At 40.4% G+C, this 20,662-nt stretch carries 17 protein-coding genes; 6 read left to right on the top strand and 11 right to left on the bottom strand.

Annotated features, from left to right (window positions below; genetic code table 11):
* Position 1: 1 nt before the first annotated feature.
* The 5 genes from AC07VK_RS17930 to AC07VK_RS17910 all read right to left on the bottom strand — a co-directional run bounded on the left by AC07VK_RS17930 (position 2) and on the right by AC07VK_RS17910 (position 5,425).
* Positions 2-913 carry a helix-turn-helix domain-containing protein gene (locus AC07VK_RS17930; RefSeq protein WP_492962203.1) on the bottom strand — a complete coding sequence of 304 codons (912 nt, stop codon included), beginning with the start codon at positions 911-913 and terminating at the stop codon, positions 2-4.
* Positions 903-1,835 (bottom strand): oxidoreductase, encoded by a 933-nt coding sequence (locus tag AC07VK_RS17925; protein WP_492962201.1) that lies wholly within the window; start codon positions 1,833-1,835, stop codon positions 903-905. Before AC07VK_RS17925 ends, AC07VK_RS17930 begins: the two co-directional genes overlap by 11 nt.
* Before the next feature lie 138 nt (positions 1,836-1,973).
* Positions 1,974-2,981, bottom strand: a complete 1,008-nt coding sequence (locus tag AC07VK_RS17920; protein WP_492962199.1) for a DUF6268 family outer membrane beta-barrel protein — start codon at positions 2,979-2,981, stop codon at positions 1,974-1,976.
* A gap of 146 nt (positions 2,982-3,127) precedes the next feature.
* The gene (locus tag AC07VK_RS17915; RefSeq protein ID WP_492962197.1) at positions 3,128-4,225 is read right to left on the bottom strand and encodes a type 1 glutamine amidotransferase family protein; all 1,098 of its coding nucleotides are present in this window, start codon (positions 4,223-4,225) and stop codon (positions 3,128-3,130) included.
* A gap of 339 nt (positions 4,226-4,564) precedes the next feature.
* Positions 4,565-5,425: an SDR family oxidoreductase gene (locus AC07VK_RS17910; RefSeq protein WP_492962195.1), complete on the bottom strand. Its 861-nt coding sequence runs from the start codon at positions 5,423-5,425 to the stop codon at positions 4,565-4,567.
* Positions 5,426-6,217: 792 nt separating this feature from the next.
* Between AC07VK_RS17910 and AC07VK_RS17905 the strand changes: the two genes are divergently transcribed.
* The 4 genes from AC07VK_RS17905 to AC07VK_RS17890 all read left to right on the top strand — a co-directional run bounded on the left by AC07VK_RS17905 (position 6,218) and on the right by AC07VK_RS17890 (position 9,484).
* Positions 6,218-7,051, top strand: coding sequence for an SDR family NAD(P)-dependent oxidoreductase (locus tag AC07VK_RS17905; RefSeq protein ID WP_492962193.1), 834 nt, complete (start codon positions 6,218-6,220; stop codon positions 7,049-7,051).
* Positions 7,052-7,069: 18 nt separating this feature from the next.
* Entirely contained in the window at positions 7,070-7,990 is a 921-nt protein-coding gene (locus tag AC07VK_RS17900; RefSeq protein WP_492962191.1) for a helix-turn-helix domain-containing protein, read from the top strand.
* Between the two features lie 73 nt (positions 7,991-8,063).
* Positions 8,064-8,645 carry a TetR/AcrR family transcriptional regulator gene (locus AC07VK_RS17895; protein ID WP_492962189.1) on the top strand — a complete coding sequence of 194 codons (582 nt, stop codon included), beginning with the start codon at positions 8,064-8,066 and terminating at the stop codon, positions 8,643-8,645.
* Between the two features lie 47 nt (positions 8,646-8,692).
* Positions 8,693-9,484, top strand: a complete 792-nt coding sequence (locus AC07VK_RS17890) for an SDR family NAD(P)-dependent oxidoreductase (protein WP_492962187.1) — start codon at positions 8,693-8,695, stop codon at positions 9,482-9,484.
* A 398-nt stretch (positions 9,485-9,882) separates the two neighbouring features.
* Here AC07VK_RS17890 and AC07VK_RS17885 read toward each other — a convergent pair whose 3' ends face one another.
* From AC07VK_RS17885 to AC07VK_RS17860, 6 genes are all read right to left on the bottom strand, one after another.
* Entirely contained in the window at positions 9,883-10,869 is a 987-nt protein-coding gene (locus AC07VK_RS17885) for a hypothetical protein (protein WP_492955157.1), read from the bottom strand.
* Positions 10,870-10,935: 66 nt separating this feature from the next.
* Entirely contained in the window at positions 10,936-11,838 is a 903-nt protein-coding gene (locus AC07VK_RS17880) for a CARDB domain-containing protein (RefSeq protein WP_492962183.1), read from the bottom strand.
* A gap of 166 nt (positions 11,839-12,004) precedes the next feature.
* Positions 12,005-13,366, bottom strand: a complete 1,362-nt coding sequence (locus AC07VK_RS17875) for a hypothetical protein (RefSeq protein ID WP_492962181.1) — start codon at positions 13,364-13,366, stop codon at positions 12,005-12,007.
* 6 nt (positions 13,367-13,372) lie between these two features.
* A complete protein-coding gene (locus AC07VK_RS17870; protein ID WP_492962179.1) occupies positions 13,373-15,298 on the bottom strand; it encodes a hypothetical protein in 1,926 nt (641 codons plus the stop codon).
* Between the two features lie 28 nt (positions 15,299-15,326).
* Positions 15,327-17,477, bottom strand: a complete 2,151-nt coding sequence (locus tag AC07VK_RS17865; protein ID WP_492962177.1) for a tetratricopeptide repeat protein — start codon at positions 17,475-17,477, stop codon at positions 15,327-15,329.
* 56 nt (positions 17,478-17,533) lie between these two features.
* On the bottom strand, positions 17,534-17,863 hold the full coding sequence (locus AC07VK_RS17860; RefSeq protein ID WP_492962175.1) for a hypothetical protein: 330 nt from the start codon (positions 17,861-17,863) through the stop codon (positions 17,534-17,536).
* 226 nt (positions 17,864-18,089) lie between these two features.
* Here AC07VK_RS17860 and AC07VK_RS17855 point away from each other — a divergent pair, with 226 nt between their 5' ends.
* Positions 18,090-20,027 (top strand): sensor histidine kinase, encoded by a 1,938-nt coding sequence (locus AC07VK_RS17855; protein WP_492962173.1) that lies wholly within the window; start codon positions 18,090-18,092, stop codon positions 20,025-20,027.
* Complete coding sequence (locus tag AC07VK_RS17850; RefSeq protein ID WP_492962171.1) at positions 20,024-20,641, top strand: response regulator; 618 nt, start codon at positions 20,024-20,026, stop codon at positions 20,639-20,641. Before AC07VK_RS17855 ends, AC07VK_RS17850 begins: the two co-directional genes overlap by 4 nt.
* Positions 20,642-20,662 lie beyond the last annotated feature (21 nt).

The raw sequence follows: 20,662 nt of genomic DNA, 5'->3' as shown, positions 1-20,662 counted from the left end.
GTCAATTGAAAGATGCCCTAAATTCTAATGGGGAAACATTCATTTTAGTCTTAAACAGTTTATTGAACGATTGCGGATGCTCGAAACCTAACTGGTAGGCAATCTCGCTTACAGTAAGATTTGTAGTCGATAACGCTTCTTTCGCCTTGTCGATGAGTTTGTTATGGATATGCTGTTGGGTACTCTGCCCCGTGGCAATTCTCAACATATCGCTCAAATAGTTGGGAGATATATTGAGTTTGTCGGCAAAAAACTGAACGGTAGGGAGGCCAGATTCCATCAATTGGTCACTTTTGAAGTATTCGTCCAACAAGGTTTCGATTTTTGTCAGCAAATCATTGTTGGCCGTTTTCCGGGTAATAAATTGCCTGTTATAAAAGCGGTTGGAATAATTGAGCAATAGCTCGATCTGGGAAACCATTACATCCTGGCTGAATTGGTCTATAGAGTGGTTGTATTCCTTTTCAATATTCTTGAATATCTCGCCGATCATTTCCTCTTCTGACTCCGATAGATGCAGAGCTTCATTTACCGCGTATGAGAAGAACCCGTAATTTTTGATGTTTTTTGCGATCGGGTAGTTTCTGATCAAGTCGGGATGAAACACCAATAGCCATCCATCTGGTTGTGTGCTCCCGTTTTGGGTTCCTGAGGCAATTTGTCCCGGTTCCATAAATGCCAGAACCCCTTCATCAAAATCATAATAATTTTGGCCATAGTTGAACTTGCAATCTGCGTTATGTTTTATCGAAACCATGTAGAAGTTCAGTATTGCCTTTGTCGAGCTTTCTATTGCATCGTACTGGATATCTTTGTAGCTGATTAGGCTTACTAAAGGGTGTTTTGGTTTTGGCAGCCGCATGAGTTTGTGCAGTTCCGAAACGGAATTGATTTTAATAAATTTATTTTCCATTGAAGTCATACTTGATCTGGGTCAATTGTTCAGAAACCTTCCAGAGTTTTTCAGCTAATCCCTTATCATAGGACTTGTCGCTTGACTTAACCAATTCAGGGTATCCGCGCATTTCGTTCATTTTAGTTGGTCCAAAGTATTCACCACCGGCTAAACCTTTATCAGTGGCAGCCCTTAATATGGGCAATGTACCCATTTCAACGCTTTGTGCAAGTAAGTTCGTAATTATTGCCTGAACAAAAAAACCGGTATGCCTAACAAGGTTTGTCTTGGTATAGCCCGGGTGGGCAGCGACAACGGTTACGTCAATTTTGTTTGCTTTTAGTTGTCGGTCCAGTTCATAGGCAAATAAAAGGTTGGCAAGTTTACTTTGCGTATAGGCTACATATTTATTATAGGTTTTATCGAAATTCAGGTCATCAAAATGGATATCGGGCTTGCCCATTTTTGCCTTGTGCTGTCCGCTCGACTGGATTGCTATACGGGAATTTGGTGTATTTTTTAAGATATCCAAAAGGAGGCCGGTTAACAAGAAATGCCCAAGGTGATTTGTTCCGAACTGAACTTCAAATTTTTGCCTGGTGAGTTCCCTTTTTGCCGGAAACATCACACCTGCATTATTGATGAGTACATCAAGTTGCTGATATTTATCATGAAACTGCTGAGAAAATTGATGTATTGAAACGAAGTCGGACAGGTCCAGTTGCATCAAATCCAACTTTGCATCAGGGTTTTCTTTTTTGATCATGGAAATTGCTTCGTTACCGCTTTTCAGGTTACGGGCGGTCATAATTACATGGGCACCTTTACTGCTTAATATCCTGGATGCTTCCAGTCCAAGTCCGCTGTTTGCTCCTGTAATGAGAATTGATTTTCCTTGCTGAGAAGGGATGGCGTCTGCCGTCCAATTTGTTGTTGTCAATTTTTTATGTATTTAAGTATAGTACAAAGGTCAATAATCTTTTATCCGGCATCGTAGCCAATTCTCTGTATGTTGTATCCTAATCAAGGTTTTATCAGTTTGTTATAATACTGAACAACATTCGTAAGGAACGACAAGTTATAAAAACGGCAGCACCGAAAATGTAAAGTTCACGAACGGTGCGGTGGTAATCTTGTTATTTAAAAAGTAATCGTTGGCGTTATCACCAACTTTAAATTCACGGGCCCGGAGGGGGGGTATGACACCCGCGTTAACGCCAAAAATAAACTTCTTTGCAAACCGGTATTCCATACCGGGACCGGTTTTCAGATCCAGTGTAGTGTAGTTTCCGCCCTCCGGAAAATCAGGGCCGTTATGCTTAAAAAAGGCAATTGAGCCGGTAATGCTGGTGCCGAAATTTACCCAAAGCTTTGGTGATATTGTTTTTCGGATCGCAAGCTCACGTGGCAGGTTAACATTAAGTTCGAAATCGTTTTCAAACTTTTGCCAGTATGTAATAACCGGAACAACGGGAGCATTAACGGAAGGATCGATATTAATCAGTAAACCTAAACTGAGCCTTGTTTTGGGTGTCTGTTTAAAGGTGAATATCATACCACCAAGGTAACTCATTTTTTGTACAGAACTGCTTTCTCCGGTTAGGCCCGAAACACTGGCAAGGTAAACGACCTGATGACCAAAAAGTGAATCAAGACGGGTAAAACTGCCGGTAAAACCTACAGTGAGCTTGTTTATAGTTCGCCCTTCCAAATGGCCCAACCCTGTTTGATAAGGTGTAACTTCGCTCAAATGAAAGCGCTGCTGAAAAGCGCTGAAGGTAGTTGATATGCTGTTCTTTCCCCACGATGTTACCGGTACTGTGAAAATAGCGGTGGTACGAATTTGGCTTAGTTTAGCATCAAATAGTTTGTTACCGCGTAGTTCGCTTTTTATGTTGGTTGGAGCAATGAGGTCGGTTGATACCACGATTTGTCGTAGTGTTGGATTCCTTATGGCGGCCTCCGTCATATATACCCTCTTGATAGAATCCATCATATGCTTACGGTAATCATCGGCGTTTGTTTGTGCTTGGCTAACACCTGCCGTTGTTGTCAGCAGCACAGTACACCGGTTAAGTATTTTCATAAATAAAATTTGATTGAGTTAAAAGTGGGTGGGTGATCGGAACCAATAGCTGTGACGCTCAATCCATTGGTTTATCGAGTTCTGAACCGCACTGTCTGTTTATTTGGGTTGCACCTAATACTTGCCGGAGAGGTAGACGATCCCGGTTACCTGATCATCTGCTTGCCATTGGAATTCCGATCAGCTCGGGTGCTGTTTACAATACTCCGAAGCTTTGCGCTCTGCTTGTCGATGGCCTGCGGGCCGTTGCCGGTGAGCAGCCGCACAGAGGGCTCGTAGGCCAGTCTCGGGGCGGCCATGTTGAGAGAGGTACTGAGCTTGAAGCCAGCTTCCTTAATGGCCTTGTCGACGAAGTAGGCGGTTCGGGTCTTCTTGCCCGGAACGTGGGGGTAGAGAAACCGCAGTGCGAACAGCTCGCCGATTTTTGGAACCGTCGAGATGGAAGCGGCTAGGAATGGGTTTTCGCTAACTAAGTAGGGTTGACCCTGTGCGTCGATGCGTTGCCGGGTGGAGGTTACGCCTACGGGCGCATGGCAGATCAGCGAGATGACCACACCATTCTCCCTGGCTAGATGGAGGGTTTCGCCGAGCCATGGGTTATCCCGGAAATCGACCATAGGAGCGTGACCGCCGGGAGCGTGGATGAAGTCAAAGTCGGCGAAGGTGAACGAGTCGTTGGGGTCCCGGTGACGCTGAACGAGTTCCTGGAGCGAGTGGAAGTTGCCTACAGGTAGCTTTTCGAGACGTCGTATCAGTTCGGTGCGGTACTCGGTAAGTTCTTTCTCGCTGTTGGGCAATAGTTCAGAGACCGGTATCTGGCCCAGGTGACGCTCCAGCAGCTGGACTTCCTGCTCGCGCCGGGCGACCAACTTCGGGTGGCGCTTCCGGAAACTGTTGACCTCGTACGAGCGGCGGCACTGTTGCATACGGAGGGCAATGGTTTTGGTGCCTGTCTTCTCAATCGATTGAATGGCCAGTGCCATGCCGTTAATGTCCAGCTGGGGAGCCCTGCCGTCAGTAGTGGCAAAAGTGAATTCGTAGTCGTTTTCGAATTCCTTGAGTACCTGGGCCAGTTCAACCAGAAAGAACCCGATAGAGATGGATTTGACCTCGGCTGGCTCGACCAGCGGCAGCTCACGGCCGGACGAAATGATGATCAGTGCGCGGCGCTTGGGTAGAGCCTGTTCCTTCCCGGTGCTTTCAGCGGGGGTGGTTTGCCCATAAATGGCAGTGTGTGCTATCATAAGAAGTAATGTGAATAATGTTCTCCTCGGGTATTTCAGTAAGGTCAGGCCGCCCCTGTTACTAAGTGTGCCCGTTTTGAGAATTGTTTTTCCTTGCTGTGGGGGGATGTCGTCCGCCGTCCAATTTTTTATCGCCACTTTCTTGTTTTTTTGAGTATGGTACAAAGGTCAATATCTCCTGACCGGTGATCGTAGCCAATTCTCTGCATGTTGTATCCTAATCAAGGTTTTCCCGTTTGTTCAGGGTAGCACTGAGGGCCAGCGTGGCTATATAAAGCGAAAACACCAAAACCTATAGATATGGGTTTTGGTGTTTCAGCATTAAAATATGTATTTCTGCTATTTAAGGCCAAATTGCGATTTTATACCACCTATGAATGTCGAGTCATCGTATTGCTTACGATTTTCAACAAGCATTCTGGCATCCTCTCCCGCTGTATACCGTAACTGGCCTGTTCCATCTGTTGCCGCTCTAAGGATCACTTCGGCAACCACGCTTGCAGGTGAAGCATTTTCGGCCATTGTGGGCATTGCCCCCATTAGGGAATTAACGAGATCTTGGTATTCGGCTATATTTCCATCGTTATTAAAAACTAAAGACCTGCCTGAAAAATCTGTTGCAATCATACCTGGCTCAACAATTTTTACCTTTCCTCCAAATTGCTCCACTTCAAAACTGAGAGACTCTGAAATACCTTCGACGGCAAATTTTGTTCCGTGGTACAATGAACCCATAGGGAAGGTCATTCTGCCTCCGATAGAAGAGATGTTGATTATTATGCCCTTTTTGTTCTGTCTAAAGTGGGGCAAAACGGTCCTTGTAACATCTAAAAGTCCGATAACATTGGTGTTGAATTGTCTCAAAACCTGGTCTCTGCTAAATGCCTCTAATGGTCCGTATGCACCATAACCAGCATTGTTGAGCAATACGTCAATGCTTCCAAATTTTTGGACACCTTCAGTAAATGCATTTTGGATAGAATCCAAATCTAAAACATCAAGTTTGGTAACCAGGACATTTTCTAATTGCTTCAACTCTGATTCGTTTTCAGGATTTCTCATTGTAGCGATTACATTCCAGCCCTCAGATTGAAATAACTTTGCAGTTTCTTTCCCAATGCCACTGCTTGCACCCGTAATTAAAATTGTTTTTCCCTGCTGTGAAGGAATATTGTCTGCTTTCAAATTAGTTGTTGCCATTTTTTTATGATTTTAATTATGGCACAAAGATCAATAGACTTTGATTTTTCATCGTAGCCGAATCTCTGTATGTTGTATCCAGACCAAGGTTTTTGGTATGCATACTCTGGACTGTCATTTTTCAGCTTTACGAGTAGTTGATAAAGTCTTCGTCACACTAGAATACTAAGATATTTATATCGTTTTCTATATAACTTATAAATTCATGAGCAGATTCAATTGAAGATACATCCTTTCCAAAGAATAATCCTTAACTACAATTTTTCACATTTGCCAAATTTTGTGTTCTATTATAATCTGGTCAAGGTGACCAAATATAAAATCACTTGATTTTTGAAACCTGATTAAATGAATCCTTTTCTTTCTTAATCCTCGATTATAGGCTCGATAAGCAATAAATATCGATTTAAATAGTCAAAGTATTCCTGCTGATCGGTACAGCCGTACTTTGATTTGTTCAAAGTGCGGTTTTTTAATGTCAAATCAGCTTTCTATGCTATCTCAGCATGTTAAAAGTATTTCTTTTAAAGGTTTTTACAACTACGGGGGGAGAAGATTATGTTTAAACATTTCTTATTCAAAGATAGCAGGTGCAGAATATTGCATTATAAACTTCTCGTTTATAATAGGTTATAGTTAGACGACTACCAAAGGATGGTTGTAGCGCTCAACTAAAAATCAGTCATTCATCCTGAATTCACTGACCCTGAAATTGGATACATATGTCTGTAAAATGGATACTTTTACCAGTCCGTGTTCGCCGAATTTTGTGTCACAATCAAAATTAAAAAAATGAATACACAAAAAGTATGGTTTATCACAGGTGCATCCAAAGGGATGGGGCTTGAAACTGCCAAACTCGTATTGGCAAACGGCGACAAATTGGTAGCTACTTCACGGAATGTTAACGAACTCATGAGCAGCCTCGGCGAAGCTAGCGAAAACTTTCTTCCTCTGGCATTAGATATTACTAACGACGGAGCCGTTAGCGATGCCATATTCAAAAGCATTGTGCATTTTGGAAGGTTAGACGTGGTAATAAACAATGCCGGCTATTATCTGGTGGGTAGCTTGGAAGAAATTTCTGAAGAAGAATTTCGTAAAACGCAGGAGGTTAATGTTTTTGGAACAGTGAACATTATTCGTCATGTGCTACCGTACCTCCGAAAACAGCAATCTGGACACATCATTAACATTGCTTCAAATATGGGTTACATGGGTTACGCCAATACCGGAAGTTACAATGCGGCCAAATTTGCTGTTGTAGGTCTTTCAGAAGCATTGGCACAAGAAGTCAAACCCTTTGACATTAAGGTTACTGTGGTAGCTCCAGGTATGTTCCGTACTAATTTCATGTCTGATCATACGCTGGTTGTGGCCAAAAAAAATGTGATCGGTTACGGTAAAAAAGAGCATGCAGCTATGTTGAGCAGTTTTAACGGACACCAACCAGGCGATCCGAAAAAACTGGCACAAGCACTGAATGCAATTGTAAAAGCAGAAGAACCTCCCGTTCACCTTGTACTTGGACCAGACAGCTATAGCTCTATCCTGGAACACCGGAATAAGGAGCAAGCTGAAATGGAACAATGGAAACACCTGTCACTTTCCACCAACTTCGATTAATTGATTAAATTTGAGGAAATGAAGAAGACAGATCAATCACCTTACCAGATCAGTTCGATTTCTGAACTGCACCGTTTATTTGCACTTTCAAAGCCCGATCATCCTTTGGTAAGTGTGATTGATTTTGCACTCCTGAGCTACAAACACAGTGATGTATGGAAGCATTTTACGAATGATTTCTACTGTATAGCCATAAAAACTGGTACAAACGGCAAATTCCGTTACGGGCAACAGGATTACGATTTTGAAGAAGGGATCATGACATTCACTAAACCAGGACAGGTGTTCTCGGTACGAGAAACAGATGGAAAACCGGTTAATGGCTACATGCTCGTATTTAAGCCAGCGCTCATCCAGAATTATCCCTTAGTGAAGCGTATTAAAGATTACGGTTTTTTCTCATATTCGGTTGCAGAGGCACTTCATTTATCGGTAAAAGAAGAAGAAGTTATTTTCTCCCTCCTGAAACAAATGCAGCAGGAGCTAAAAAACAGTATCGATCAATATAGCCAGGATGTAATGGTTTCGCATGTAGAGCTACTGCTTAGTTACTCAAATCGCTTTTACAACAGGCAGTTCATTACCAGAAAGGCTGTACATCACGATCTTTTAACAAGGTTAGAAGAAATCCTTACGGGCTATTTTGAAAACGATAAAAAGCCTGTGCTTACGCTTCCCAGTGTCAAAATACTTGCCGATGAGCTTAACCTTTCTGCCAATTACTTAAGTGATATGTTGCGTAGCCTCACCGGACAAAGCACCCTGCAGTATATCCACAATCATATCATCGAGGCAGCAAAAGTTTTACTTTCTACAACAAGCCTTAATATTAGCGAAATTGCTTACCGCTTTGGATTTGAGTATCCTCAGTCTTTTAATAAGTTATTTAAGAAAAAAACCATGCAAACTCCTTTGCAGTATCGGCAATCATTTAATTAATTCAGCCCATTTTTTTGGATAACCAGTTGAATTTTCTACTTTTGTATTGATCAATACAAAAATGATTATATCAATGAAAGGAAGACCTACATTATTTGAAAATACCGAGTTGGTGAGCAAAGCGCAACAGATTTTCTGGGAAAAAGGATATACGGCGACCTCGCTAAACGATTTGTTGACCGCTACCGGAGTAGGTTCCGGTAGCTTTTACAACAGCTTTAAAGGAGGGAAGAAGGAAGTTTTCAGCGCGGCAATTCAACAGCGGAGGGAAGCATTTAATGATTTCAGAAAAATACTGGAAAGAAGCGAGTTTCCGCTGGCCTTGATAAAAGACTTTTTCAGGAGTATAGCCAAAGCAAACCAAACAGATCATTTGAGGGGTTGTATCATAGCAAATACAGTTGTAGAAATGACTTTTATCGATGATGAGCTGGAGGCAGATGCCATTCGAATACTAAAAGATGTTGAGCAGATGTTTGTGAACGCAATTGAAAGAGAAAGGGAATTCGGTCACCTGCAAAACCCATTATCATCGCAAGTTTTGGGTAGATACCTGATCACTTTCTGGTGTGGCCTTAATACCCTCAGAAGAATTTATCCTGATGAAAAAGTACTCGCAGCGCAGGTAGAAATGCAGCTGGATATTATAAGTTAAATTTTTTTGACTAATTATGTATTGATCGATACAAAAATAAAAATAAGATGGATTTAAAATTAAAAGGAAAAAGGGCGTTTATCAGTGGGGCGACACAGGGAATTGGATTTGCTATTGCGCAGCAATTATTGGCAGAAGAGGCTGAGGTCATTATAAACGGTCGTGAAGAAACAAAAATGAATGCTGCAGTTGCGGCGTTACAAAAACAATTTCCAAATGCGATTGTATCAGGGATCGCAGCTGATTTTTCTGTTAAAGCACAGATAGAAGCCCTGTTAAGTCAATTAAATGATATCGATATTCTGATTAACAATGTCGGGATTTTTGACCTGAAAGATTTTGCGCAAACTACCGATAACGATTGGTATCACATGTTTGAGATCAATGTCATGAGCAGCGTAAGATTATCAAGGGCATTATTGCCGAAGATGCTCAGCAAGAACAGGGGAAGGATCATTTTTATCAGCAGTGAGTCGGGTGTTAATGTTCCTGATAATATGATACACTACGGAATGACCAAAGCCGCAATGATGTCTGTGAGCAATGGCTTATCAAAATTAACCAAAGGCACAGAGGTTACGGTAAATACTATTTTAGGCGGGCCGACTTATTCTGATGGCGTAGCTAAAACCGTTGAACATATTGCAGGTATGCAAAATATGAGTGTGGAGCAGTTAAAAACGGGTATTATGCAGCAAACTAACCCTCATTCGCTATTAGGACGCTTTATTGACCCGGCAGAAATTGCCAACCTGGCTGCCTATCTTTCCAGTCCGTTGTCGTTAGCTACAAATGGAGCTAGCTTGAGGGCTGACGGTGGTGTTTTGAAGACGCTTTGATCTTGTTTTCAATAGTTAATTCAAATAAAGTATTAGTTTTATTATGTGAACCTTGAGGTGATATAAACTTCAATATAAACCAAAACTACAATCTCTCATATTTGCCAATTTTTTGTGCTATAATAGTCTTGTCAGGGTATACATGTTCTGACAAGACTTTGTTTTATAGAAAAACTAAATGAAATTTTTCCGTTCCAAATCCTCAATTATAGGTTCTATGAGCAATAAAAAGCGATTTAAATATTCAAAGTATTCCTGCTGATCGGTATCGGAAGTCAAAATAAAGAGTGCAACTGCCTGATAATTAGTTTTTTGTACTCTTTATTTTTATCGAATTTTATCTTTGGATACAAAAATAGATGTTTAATTAATTGATAATCAATTGTCTGCTTACAATCCTATTTTAAACCAGGTGGATTATCGATAAGCGATGCAAGTTTTCTAAAGCTATAATGAAACGCATAAGGGTCATCGGGTGCATTAAACTTTCCACCATCTCTTTGGGTAGGTTTAGATGCACTAAGCACTATGGTATTGCTGTAGTTTGGGTCTTCTATTATTTTAAAAGTATAGGTTACTTTTTCTAATTTATGATTAAGTGCTTTTATATATTTGCCCCATTCTAAAGAGCTTGCCTTCTTTTCCCAAAATCCTCCTCTTCCATTTTTTGGTGTAATGGTTAGCGCATTGCCTTTTAAAATATAAGTGCCCGTTTCGTAGCTAAAAAGGATATCCTTTGTTTTAGTAATCCACTGCTTATTTCTATATATGTAAGTGCCATCCTTGTTAAAAGTATATTCCTTTCTAAGGTAACCTGCTGTGTATTGGGGCACACCATTAAAACTTCTTCCTGCACTTTCTAAACTATAATCTGTCCAAAGCCCAACAATAGCAGAGGCATTATTTTCTGCGCTTGGTATGGTAGAAATATTTGCTGTGCTAATAGTTAGCGAACCAAGCAGCGATTGATATTCTTTGAGATAAGGCATTGCTGTAGCATTGCACACTATTGCCATACAAATTTTTTGATTACTGTACACGGTAAGTATAGTCGCTACATTAGTGCCATTATATTGCCAAATACCTCTGCCACTAATTATAGACCAGCCATGCGTAAGCTTAGGTTCGGTTTTTTCTACTGACGAAATGCTTTTGCCATTTGATATCAGTTCGTTCCAATCTTTATCAAAATCGATTTTTATATCGCCTTCGCTATTTCTGTGTTTATAAATGCCTATTTGTCCCCAGCTGCCACCATCCACACGCGAGTAAGAAATGTTGCCAGCATTTTGCTTTGATGTCCAGTCCTTTGGTGGGGTATAGGTAACAATGTCGAAAGTCTCTTGTTGAGCAAAAGTGCTTATTGCATTTATTGTGAATAGCATTAAACAGAGTTTCCTTTTCATCTTTACATAAATAAATTAGGTTTTTGAAACAGGTGAATTAATGGGTTACATTGCCTTAAATTTTCGTTCTGTAGTATTGTTGTTTTCGTTCAATTCATGAATGTCTTTGATATTGTCTATTTCAATTTTGTACATGTACTCTTGAAAGCTTTTCAGTAAACTTCTCTGTCTACTGCCTTCTAGTACGATATAGCTATTTATTTCTTGTCCAGGTGTGAGCACAGCATGAGGTTGCAGTACTTTTACATCAGTGCTTAAACACTCGGCCCTTAATTCGGTACACCATACTGATCCAAGTAACCGCAAGCCATTAACGTTAACATTTAGCGCAGCAGTGCCTATGTTTTTTACTTTGTAATATATTTTATGATGAAACTCTTCTGCAGAGATGCTGGTAATTTCTACGGTAAGATCCGGAAATGCTGTAGTAGAAAGAAGGGGTCCAGCCAAGGTACTTGTTAAAGTTTCCATTATATCTGTATAACCAATAATGGGGGCAGTAGCAAGATTATTGCTTTCATTGTGTTCTGCAACGCTATTGGTTTCGTCGGCTTTTAGCTGGTAGGTATAGGCTGTATTTTTAATTAACTTTTTTGTTGGGGTAAACCCTATTTTAAATTGTATTTCGGTCCCAGGTTCCAGTGAGCCTTGATCTACCAATTTAGTGCCACCACCAGCTTGTATAAATTGGCCGTTAGCAGATACAATACTGCCCTGCATGGTAATATTACTTAGATCTACATTGGCTGCACCAGTGTTTTTTAAAGTACAATTGATGTGATAATTACCTTTGTCGTGTTCGATACTGCTAATGCTTACCTGCAAATCTGGTAAGGCAATTTGTCTCGTTACTAAAGGTCGGTTTATGTTTACCATCGTTTTTTGCTGAGCATTTATACTGGTAAAAAGCAATAGAAATAACGATAGTAGGCTTGTTAATTTTTTCATTTGAATAAATTGTTTTTAAGTGGTAATGAAGCTTCGATAAGCTCTTATTCATCTCTGTTTGTAAGCGGCGGCTTATCGGGGTTTATAAGATTATCGATTAAGTTGCATAATGATATAAAGTTAATTCGCTGTTAACTGGGTTGCTATCCTGTAAAAAGGGGATTTTTTAATGTTGTTTTACCAAAGCTTTTATGGTGTTGTTGTTATCAGTAAGCACCAATATTCGTCCGCCTTTTATAGCCTCAAACTGGCAATTAAATGTTTCTAACTGACCTTTAAAACGGTTGGTAAAAGTGATCTTCCAATCTTTAACTTCGTACTTGCCATTATATTTTTGCGTAGAGAAACCCATGTTGCCAACTTGGCCCGACGCACCCGAATGCTGACTGCTGTAATGGTTTGCCTCTAAAAAGTTAAATTCGTCTGAAGTGGCAGTTGCTGTACTACCTGCGTAACGGCCACTGCTTACATAATAATAAGAGAGTGATGCAAAATCTGACGATGACCATTTGCCGGCAAGATCTGTGTCAGCCACCGCAAATTTGTTACGCCATTGCATCTTGGCAAGTTTATCCCAAGATTTGCTCTGTTCAAGGTAATCCCAACTGGAGGTGTTAATGTAATTATTGCCAAATTCGTTTTCAAAATCAGTTTTACTATTGGTAACTACTTCCAAATACCGTCCGTTTCCCTGTTGGTAATGTTTTTTATAGAATACAATGAAAACATTTTTGCCAGTTTGTTTTTCAACCCCATTGGCCGTTAGAAAAGTAATGGATGGCGAGCCCTGCAGGCCTCTTTGCTGAAAGTTGGTGATGTTTTGATATCGCGGTGCTATCAATGCATTCCAGGCATGCTCATCGCCTTTAAGTTTATCAAAATTATGCTCATCTGCCTGTTGGTTAGGATAATGGATAAAAATGCGTGTACCAGGTTTGGTAACCTCAACCCAGTCTGTTTTGCTGGCGCTTATCCAGCCGTCATCAAAATTGGTAGTATCATATTTAAATTGCCCATTTACAGTATGGTATGTTTGATTTGGACTTATTTCATTTCTTTCGATGGGTTGAAACGTTTGCAATAAATGCTGAAAATCTTGCAGATATGGCAATGCGGTTGAATTACACATGGCACTTAAATATACTTTCCCGTTACTAAACGTAGTGAGGATGGTAGATACATTAGCGCCATTGTACTTCCAAATGCCGCTTCTGCTAATTACAACCCAATTGTTTAGCGTATCTGGTTTAGCTTTTTCTTCATTTTCTACAGCTTTTAAGCCCAATACTAATCCGTTCCATTCCTTTTCGTTATCGGTTTCGGCATCTCCCGTGCTTACAGCACTTTTGTAAATCACGATTTGCCCCCAGCTATTGCCATCAATTTTTGAGTAGACCAAATGGTTGTCGGTAAGTTCTTTTTTCCAGTTTTTTGGTGTCGTATAAGAGACGATATCGAAGGTTTCGTTTTGCCCACATGCCTGCATTGTAAACAATAAGCAGATCATAAAAAATGAGATATGTTTCATAGTGGATTATAATTTCTTGATATGAATATTGCTGATGTAGAACTGATTTTTTTCGTTCACGTAAAAATTGAGATCCTTTAAGACCATGCTGGGTGAAAAAGCTGTGTTGCATTCGTACACCTTGCTGTTGTTGCACCTGATCAATATGCTTTCCCCTTTTTTTTGTAGGCTCACGGTAGCTTGATTAACTGGCTTGCTGCCAGTGAAACCGGACAGAGAATAATAGTTGGAGACCTTACAGGTTGTCAATCCGTTAATCATTATCCAGCCAGCGGCATCTGACCGGTTCATATCACCTGGTGACACATTTAAGATGATATTTTTTTCTCCGGCATTGCCTGAAAACTTTAGCTGCACGTCAATTCCTGGTGTGCCCCATGGCACATCGCCCTTTTGCACCAGAAGATCATAGCTTAGCTCAAAATCTCCATTTATATTTTGCGGAAAATTTTTCGGAGCTGCATTTCTTTTCAACCTTAACCACTTGCCTTCAGCCTTATCTAGTGTAGCTACTACTGGTTGTTCGCCAGAAACTTCGCTTCGTTGGGTTTTCCAGTCTTGCGATGAGGAGCCAACAGCTGTACTGGAAAAATCTTCAAAGAACAATACAGTTTTATCAGCAGCATTTTTCTTTGCTGCGGCAGAAAGTTCTGACGCCGCCGAGGCTCGCTGCTCCTTTTCTTTAAAGGCTAATCCAAGCGGTTGATATGGCTCAATCACTTTATCCTTTCCAAAAAAATAACGATATACGTAGTCATAATTAAAACGGTTGACAAAATTATCCATCAGTTGCACAGCACCGCCATATCCCGCATTAATAGGTCCATCCAGCTTGAACACGAGCCATTGCGGACCGCTGGTAGCGCAATCTTCTTTTACTCCTTTTTTTAACCGAAGCAATGGGTAATTTGTAGAGGAAGAAACTGCTTTTCCCCATCGGTCAAGGTTTTGAGTGTTTTTTTCGGTTTGTATCCAGTTAGGTAATTTTCCACTGCTACCGATATTGGCTAAATCAATGATATCTATCTGTCGTTCAATAGTATTAAAATATACGAATTTATTTTCCTGTTGCTTTAGCTGTTCTTTTAATACCTGCATTCCTTTTTTTGCGTTTTCCAGGTAGTTTTCATAAATCAGCTTTCGGTTTACTGCAAATTGATGTAGCTTGGGAAACTGACTTTCTAATTGCCGTAAAAGTTCAGCTACCGTAACTTGCTCAAAAGGAAGTGGCTGCCTGTTCCTCGTCATAATTACCACGTAAGATAATTGGTTGCCTACCGGGAACAGATAATGACGATAAGGTTGCAGGTTCGGGCTGCCTGTAAAATTTCTATAAGCAGTCATTTCATCGAGCCAGTCTTTTTCATATTCCCCTTTTTGTCCAACGGTATAATCAGGCATGGTACAATAATAGTCGGTAGGAGTAGAAAGCACAATTATCTGTTTGGTAATCAATTCTACGTTGTTCGCCATGATGTCAAGCCGGGTATAACAATGGTTTCCTGGTGTTGGAAAGAATTTATGTGTGCTTGTTTTAGATAAGCATAGATGAAACTTAGCCAGCGCCCCATAGGAATTGGGGAGTGCGAAGCGGTTGTCTTTTTCAGCCTCATCTGCGCCATAATATTTTGTGCCTTTGTATTTAGAAGCAGAGGGCCTAAACAGGTCCAGTTTGAGCTCGCCTAATAGTCCGATAGGTGTATAGGTTTGTTGCAACCAAGTACCAATTTTTCTGCCCATATCAGTTTGGTTCACAGGATAGCTCCAGCCATTTTCAGTAATGGGTTTCGCGGGTTCGTTTTTTAGGGGATTTAACCATCCGATTTCAATATGTTCAAAATCCTTTTTATCGTACATTCCGCGACTGTCAACCTGCTGGGCATTGGCGAAAGAAAAAGTAAACAGGGCAACAAGCAAAGCTTTAGTTTTCATATTCCTATTTTGTTTAATGATTGATGTTTTACCACTGCCTGATGATGATTCCTTTGGCGATACCGGTACCAGTTACCGAGCCATGACCACTGATAAGGCTGATTTGTTTCTGTATTCCGGCTTCTAATTCCTGTTTGCCTATGCCCGCTTTTACGGTTGCAGAGGAGGTGGCCGTAAAATCGCCTACGCCTGCTTTTTTACTCATTTCCAACTCGAACTCCTGTTTTACGGTAAGTTCGCCGCTAATGGGTTCCTCATCCACACCAGCCGAGCCTTCCACACTTGCATTTGCGGTTCCTTTCCAGTCTTTCATCTCATTATTTTCATCCAGTTCATAGGTAAAATCGCTGCCAATGGCTCCTTTAATTTCCAGTGGACCAAGCTTTCCTTTGGCGCTTGCGCCCGATTTTATTTTTACTGTGCTGCCAATGTAATTGTTACCCAGGTGTTTGAAGATGATTGCATTATCATTAAATTCAATGGTCATGCTGCTATGGCTGCAATTAAACTTGTACGTTACATAGCCTAAGTCAATTTCAGCCTTGTAATTACAGGCCACATCATCAAACTCTGCCAGTTTACCTGGTTTTGCTTCTGCTTTCTCTTCACAGTCTGCATAGGCGTTTTTATAATCCTGCATATCCAAAGGTTGAAGCTCCCTATTTTTCTGCAGCCAGAACAGTTGAAATTGCAGTTCAATTATTTTGAAGGAATGAATATCCAAACTGGTATACTGTGCCCAGTACGCAAAGTCATTGGCATAATGTTTAAAAAGCGTGAGGGCCTCTTCATCATATTCTTTCTTCCTGGTGTTCAACTCTTTCAACATCGCATTGATGGCGTCCCGATGTGCTGTGCAGGGAGCTTCTGGCGGAGGTATTTTTTTGTTTTTTCTAATCGCGGTAAGGTCAGTTTGAAGTTTCATATAGCTTTCGGTAAGCTTTTTCATTTTTGCAGCGTAATATTTTTCTAACTGCTGCACTTGTAAGCCAGCTTTGCGGGCGTGCAATGGCTCCATATTTATTGGAGTGGCCACACCTGTGTTAATAGTTTGTTGAATTGCGCCCATTACTTTACCTGTCGTTGTAGATATGTATTTTGCATACAATGCTGTTTCATCTGCCAGCTCTTTTTCTGCTTTTGCAATGGCTGTTGCTATACCATTGTTAAATTGCTCCCACATAGGCAACAACGCATTTATTTCTGCAATACTATTAGGGTAGTCTGGGCGTTTGGTGTTGCCTAGCCCCAACGGATCGGAGCTGGGTTTGAACGGAACTCTTAAGTTGATGCTGCTTATCTTTTCTCCCAACTTTGCCAGCTTCTCTTCTTTTTCCCTTGTGTAAGCATGTTTAATAGACTTCTTGACAAGTTCTGCAGCTTTTTTTGTATTGCCTTTGCTTTCTTCAATGGCTGCCTGCGTTAAGGTTGCCTGCGGGTGATGTACGTATACATCAGTAACACTATCCAAGTAGTTTTCTGCTTTTTGCAGTTCGCCCAGTCCAAACCATGCCTGCCCAAGATTGTTCATGACGGTGGTGTTTTTAGGAAAGCTTTTATGAAGATATTCTAAGATTGGGATAGCTAAGTGCTCGCCATTTAACATCGTAAGTGCTGCAGTATAATTACTCAGTGCATTATACTGTGCTGGATAATCGGTACATACTTTACCAAGCAGATAAACAGCTAATTCCGGGTGGCCGCTCGCCCAAAACGCACTGGCCATTGCATCGGCGTCTTCGCCATTTTTTGTTTTTGCTTTAATTTTACTATACACCTTATCAGCCAGCATAACTGTATTTGCTTCTAAAGCAGCGCTAAGTTTTGTCTGTATCGCTTTTACATATGCAGAAATCCGAGCAGCGTTTACGCCCTTTGCAATTGCTGCAATTCTAACCCCATCCTTTTTTGGTACGATAAGCTTATCATCTTCCCACGCTTTGGCAAGTTTCTTGTCTGATATGGCAGGCATATTTTTAACCGCCTTGTTCATATCGGGCATTTTAATACCTAGGCTATCCATCATCTTTTTATCTTCAGGGCTCATCTCTTTCATCATCTCATCCATCATGCCCTTTGCTTCTTTCATTGCGGCTTCCATTTCTTTTTTGGTTGGCGGCTTTTCTTTGCCCGACTTTTTTTGTGCAACAAGTAATGCAGGCAGTAATAAAAAGACCATGAGCAGTATGGACCTAACTATTTTACAATTTTTCATACTCATATGTCGTTGATTTTCTAAGCCTTATTGGGGTCTTTTTTGGTAGTACTGTCCTGTACTATTGGTTTTTCAGTTTCCGGAACGGATTTGTTCTGATTAGTTTTGTCTGAAGCGTTCTTTTTATCTTTTTTTCCTTTACCTATATCCTTCGCCATTTTTTCAATTTTTCGGGAGGAGCTGTCTACAACTTTATCTGTTGTTTTACTGATTGCCTTATCAACGGTGGCATTTATTTTCTTGTCTACTGTTGCGTTTACTTTCTCTTTTAGTTTTTTAAGAAATTGTGCTTGTACTGTAATACTTCCTGCAAGAAGCAGTATTGTCAGCATTAAATTTTTAGTTTTCATGTTGTAGGTTTTAGTTATTACGGATATGTTTTTCTCAAGGCTAATTTAGGTAGCAGTGTCAGCCGATCTTATCCTGTAAAAAGAGGATTTTTACAAAATGATTGAATTAGGGCTGACCAGGTTGTTTTCCTGGCGAAAGATATTTTGTAGCTTTAATAAAAATCCTGTAAAAAGGGGAGTACTATCAGGCTAACAATTCGGTTTATTTGTATCCATAACTAAAGCCATGTATCTAAAAAGAATTATTGCATTGATATGCTTTTTGTATGCCTTTAATTTAAATGCACAAACAAACGAAAAGGATAGTTTGCTAAAGTTACTTCGTGTTCATAGGCAAGATACAAACTGTGTTAAAACCTATTACAATTTGGCCAAATACTATGAGAAAAATAATCTGGATTCGGCCAGGCATTTTTTGAGACTCTTAGGTAACCTCGCCGAAAAATTATCATATGAACGAGGCCGCTATCTGTATCATGAACGTGTGGCCGTGGTATCGTTTACACAGGGGGCACACCATAAGGCATTAGAAGAGAGTCGAAAGGGTTTAATGATTGCACGGCATTTAAAACAACCAGGATTTGAAATAGCGATGCTCAATATGATGTCTATCTGTTATCAATATCTTGGCAGATATCAAGAGGAATTGGACTATGTTTTGCAGGCTCAGGCAAAAGCTGAAAAAGTAAAGGATACTGCCAAAATGGTTGGCCTATATATTAGTATTAGTAATGCCTATGCCGATCTTGGGCAACACCGAAAATCCCTGGATGCAGGATTGACGGGACTGCGTCTTAGGAAGCGGTACAATATTACTGCTGGCTATGTGAACCGACTATATGCAGGCATTGCCCAGGAATATGAAATACTGGGATTACCCGACAGTGCAATTTATTTTTATGACAAGGCGCTCAGTTCTTCAAAGCAGCTAAACGACCGCTTTGCCGAAGCAAGCATCTATAAGTACATTACTAATTTTTATTCTTCTTTAGGTAAGTATGATAAAATGCGGGAAATGGCTGCACATTCCCTTACGCTTGCCAAGGAAATGAATAGCCGTCAGCTACTAGCCACTGCTTATTACAACCTTGCTGCTGCCCATTACTATACCAGGGACAATAGGAAAGCCCTTGCTTATGTGAAGCAGGCACTTTCTATTGCCAAAGCCGATTCCATCAGGCATGAGATGCAGAACGGTTATCGCCTGCTCTCCTACATTTCCGCCACACAGGGCGACTTCATCACTTCATCGAATGCACAACGCAAGGCAGATTCACTTGAAAGAACCGCTTTGAATGAAGAAGTGGCTAAATCTGCAGCAGATCTCGAAAAAAAATACGAAACTGAAAAAAAGGACAGTCAGATCAGGCTGCAACAAGCGGCTATCCAACAAAAAAACACCTTAAATTATATACTAATTGGCGGTGCGCTTTTGTTGATCCTCATTTTCGCAATGGTATACCGCAACTACAAACACCGTCAAAAAATACAACAGCAACGCATTAACGAACTAGAAACTGAAAAGCAGCTTACTGCAACTGAGGCCGTATTAAAAGGAGAGGAGCAGGAAAGAACACGTTTGGCTAAAGATTTACACGATGGCCTGGGGGGTATGCTCTCAGGTTTAAAACACTCATTTGGACACATGCAGGGAAATTTAGTTATGACACCAGAAAATGCCATGGCATTTAATAGAAGTATGGATATGTTAGATAGTTCCATTAAAGAGATGCGCAGAATAGCTCATAATATGATGCCAGAAGCACTTGTTAAATTTGGTTTGGATACGGCTTTAAGAGATTTTTGTACAGATATAAATCTTACAGGCGCATTGCAGGTGGATTATCAATCTATTGGAATGGAAACGGCTAAACTTGATAACACAACTTCGATAACCATTTTTAGGATAGTACAAGAATTGCTTAATAACACTATTAAACACGCTTCGGCTGATACTGCCATTGTACAACTGGCCAAAAGCGATGACACCATAACAGTAACGGTAGAAGATGATGGCAAAGGATTTAACCCAGATCTATTAACCGAAACACACGGAATTGGTTGGGCCAATATGAAAAATAGGGTCGACTTTTTAAAGGGAAAAATAGATGTTAAAACTGAGCCCGATAAAGGCACGTCGGTATTAATCGAGTTCAAATTATGAATGGAGTAAGTGTGTTGATTGTAGATGATCATTACCTTGTAATTGAGGGCGTTCGTTCGTTACTGCAAAATGAAAAAAATATAGAATGGCAGGGGCATGCTACATCTAGGGAATCGTGCCTTGCCCTTTTGCAGCACCACCAACCTGATGTCATACTAATGGATATTAATTTAGGTAAAGAGAGTGGAATAGATCTTTGCAAAACGATCAAAGAAAAATACCCTGGCATACATATTTTAGGTTTGAGCACTTTTAACCAGCAAAGTTTTATTCAAAAAATAATTGAAAACGGTGCATCGGGCTATGTACTTAAAAATGCTACAAAAAACGAGTTATTAGAGGCCATATTTACGGTAAATGCAGGAAAAACTTATTTAAGTGGAGATGCATTTCAAATGCTTAGAACAAAGGAAAGTACTAAAATAATTCTAACCAGAAGAGAAAAGGAAGTGCTAGAACTTATCGCTAATGGTCTAACCAATAATGAAATTGCCATTAAACTTTTTGTTAGCGTAACTACAGTAGATACTCATCGAAAAAATCTACTTTCTAAATTTCACGCTCGTAATATTGCATCTTTGGTTAAAATGGCTGTGCAAATGGAACTAATCTAAAACCGATCAAAAAGCTAACTA

The organism is Pedobacter sp. GW821-FHT01D05 (assembly GCF_059422505.1).
The sequence above is the reverse complement of the archived record's forward strand: the minus strand, read 5'-3'. Positions and strand labels throughout refer to the sequence as shown.

Coding starts and splice junctions, on each gene's coding strand:
- AC07VK_RS17930 (WP_492962203.1), bottom strand. CDS start 913: ATGGAAAATAAATTTATTAAAATCAATTCCGTTTCGGAACTGCACAAA.
- AC07VK_RS17920 (WP_492962199.1), bottom strand. CDS start 2,981: ATGAAAATACTTAACCGGTGTACTGTGCTGCTGACAACAACGGCAGGT.
- AC07VK_RS17915 (WP_492962197.1), bottom strand. CDS start 4,225: ATGATAGCACACACTGCCATTTATGGGCAAACCACCCCCGCTGAAAGC.
- AC07VK_RS17910 (WP_492962195.1), bottom strand. CDS start 5,425: ATGGCAACAACTAATTTGAAAGCAGACAATATTCCTTCACAGCAGGGA.
- AC07VK_RS17905 (WP_492962193.1), top strand. CDS start 6,218: ATGAATACACAAAAAGTATGGTTTATCACAGGTGCATCCAAAGGGATG.
- AC07VK_RS17900 (WP_492962191.1), top strand. CDS start 7,070: ATGAAGAAGACAGATCAATCACCTTACCAGATCAGTTCGATTTCTGAA.
- AC07VK_RS17895 (WP_492962189.1), top strand. CDS start 8,064: ATGAAAGGAAGACCTACATTATTTGAAAATACCGAGTTGGTGAGCAAA.
- AC07VK_RS17890 (WP_492962187.1), top strand. CDS start 8,693: ATGGATTTAAAATTAAAAGGAAAAAGGGCGTTTATCAGTGGGGCGACA.
- AC07VK_RS17885 (WP_492955157.1), bottom strand. CDS start 10,869: ATGCTATTCACAATAAATGCAATAAGCACTTTTGCTCAACAAGAGACT.
- AC07VK_RS17880 (WP_492962183.1), bottom strand. CDS start 11,838: ATGAAAAAATTAACAAGCCTACTATCGTTATTTCTATTGCTTTTTACC.
- AC07VK_RS17875 (WP_492962181.1), bottom strand. CDS start 13,366: ATGAAACATATCTCATTTTTTATGATCTGCTTATTGTTTACAATGCAG.
- AC07VK_RS17870 (WP_492962179.1), bottom strand. CDS start 15,298: ATGAAAACTAAAGCTTTGCTTGTTGCCCTGTTTACTTTTTCTTTCGCC.
- AC07VK_RS17865 (WP_492962177.1), bottom strand. CDS start 17,477: ATGGTCTTTTTATTACTGCCTGCATTACTTGTTGCACAAAAAAAGTCG.
- AC07VK_RS17860 (WP_492962175.1), bottom strand. CDS start 17,863: ATGAAAACTAAAAATTTAATGCTGACAATACTGCTTCTTGCAGGAAGT.
- AC07VK_RS17855 (WP_492962173.1), top strand. CDS start 18,090: ATGTATCTAAAAAGAATTATTGCATTGATATGCTTTTTGTATGCCTTT.
- AC07VK_RS17850 (WP_492962171.1), top strand. CDS start 20,024: ATGAATGGAGTAAGTGTGTTGATTGTAGATGATCATTACCTTGTAATT.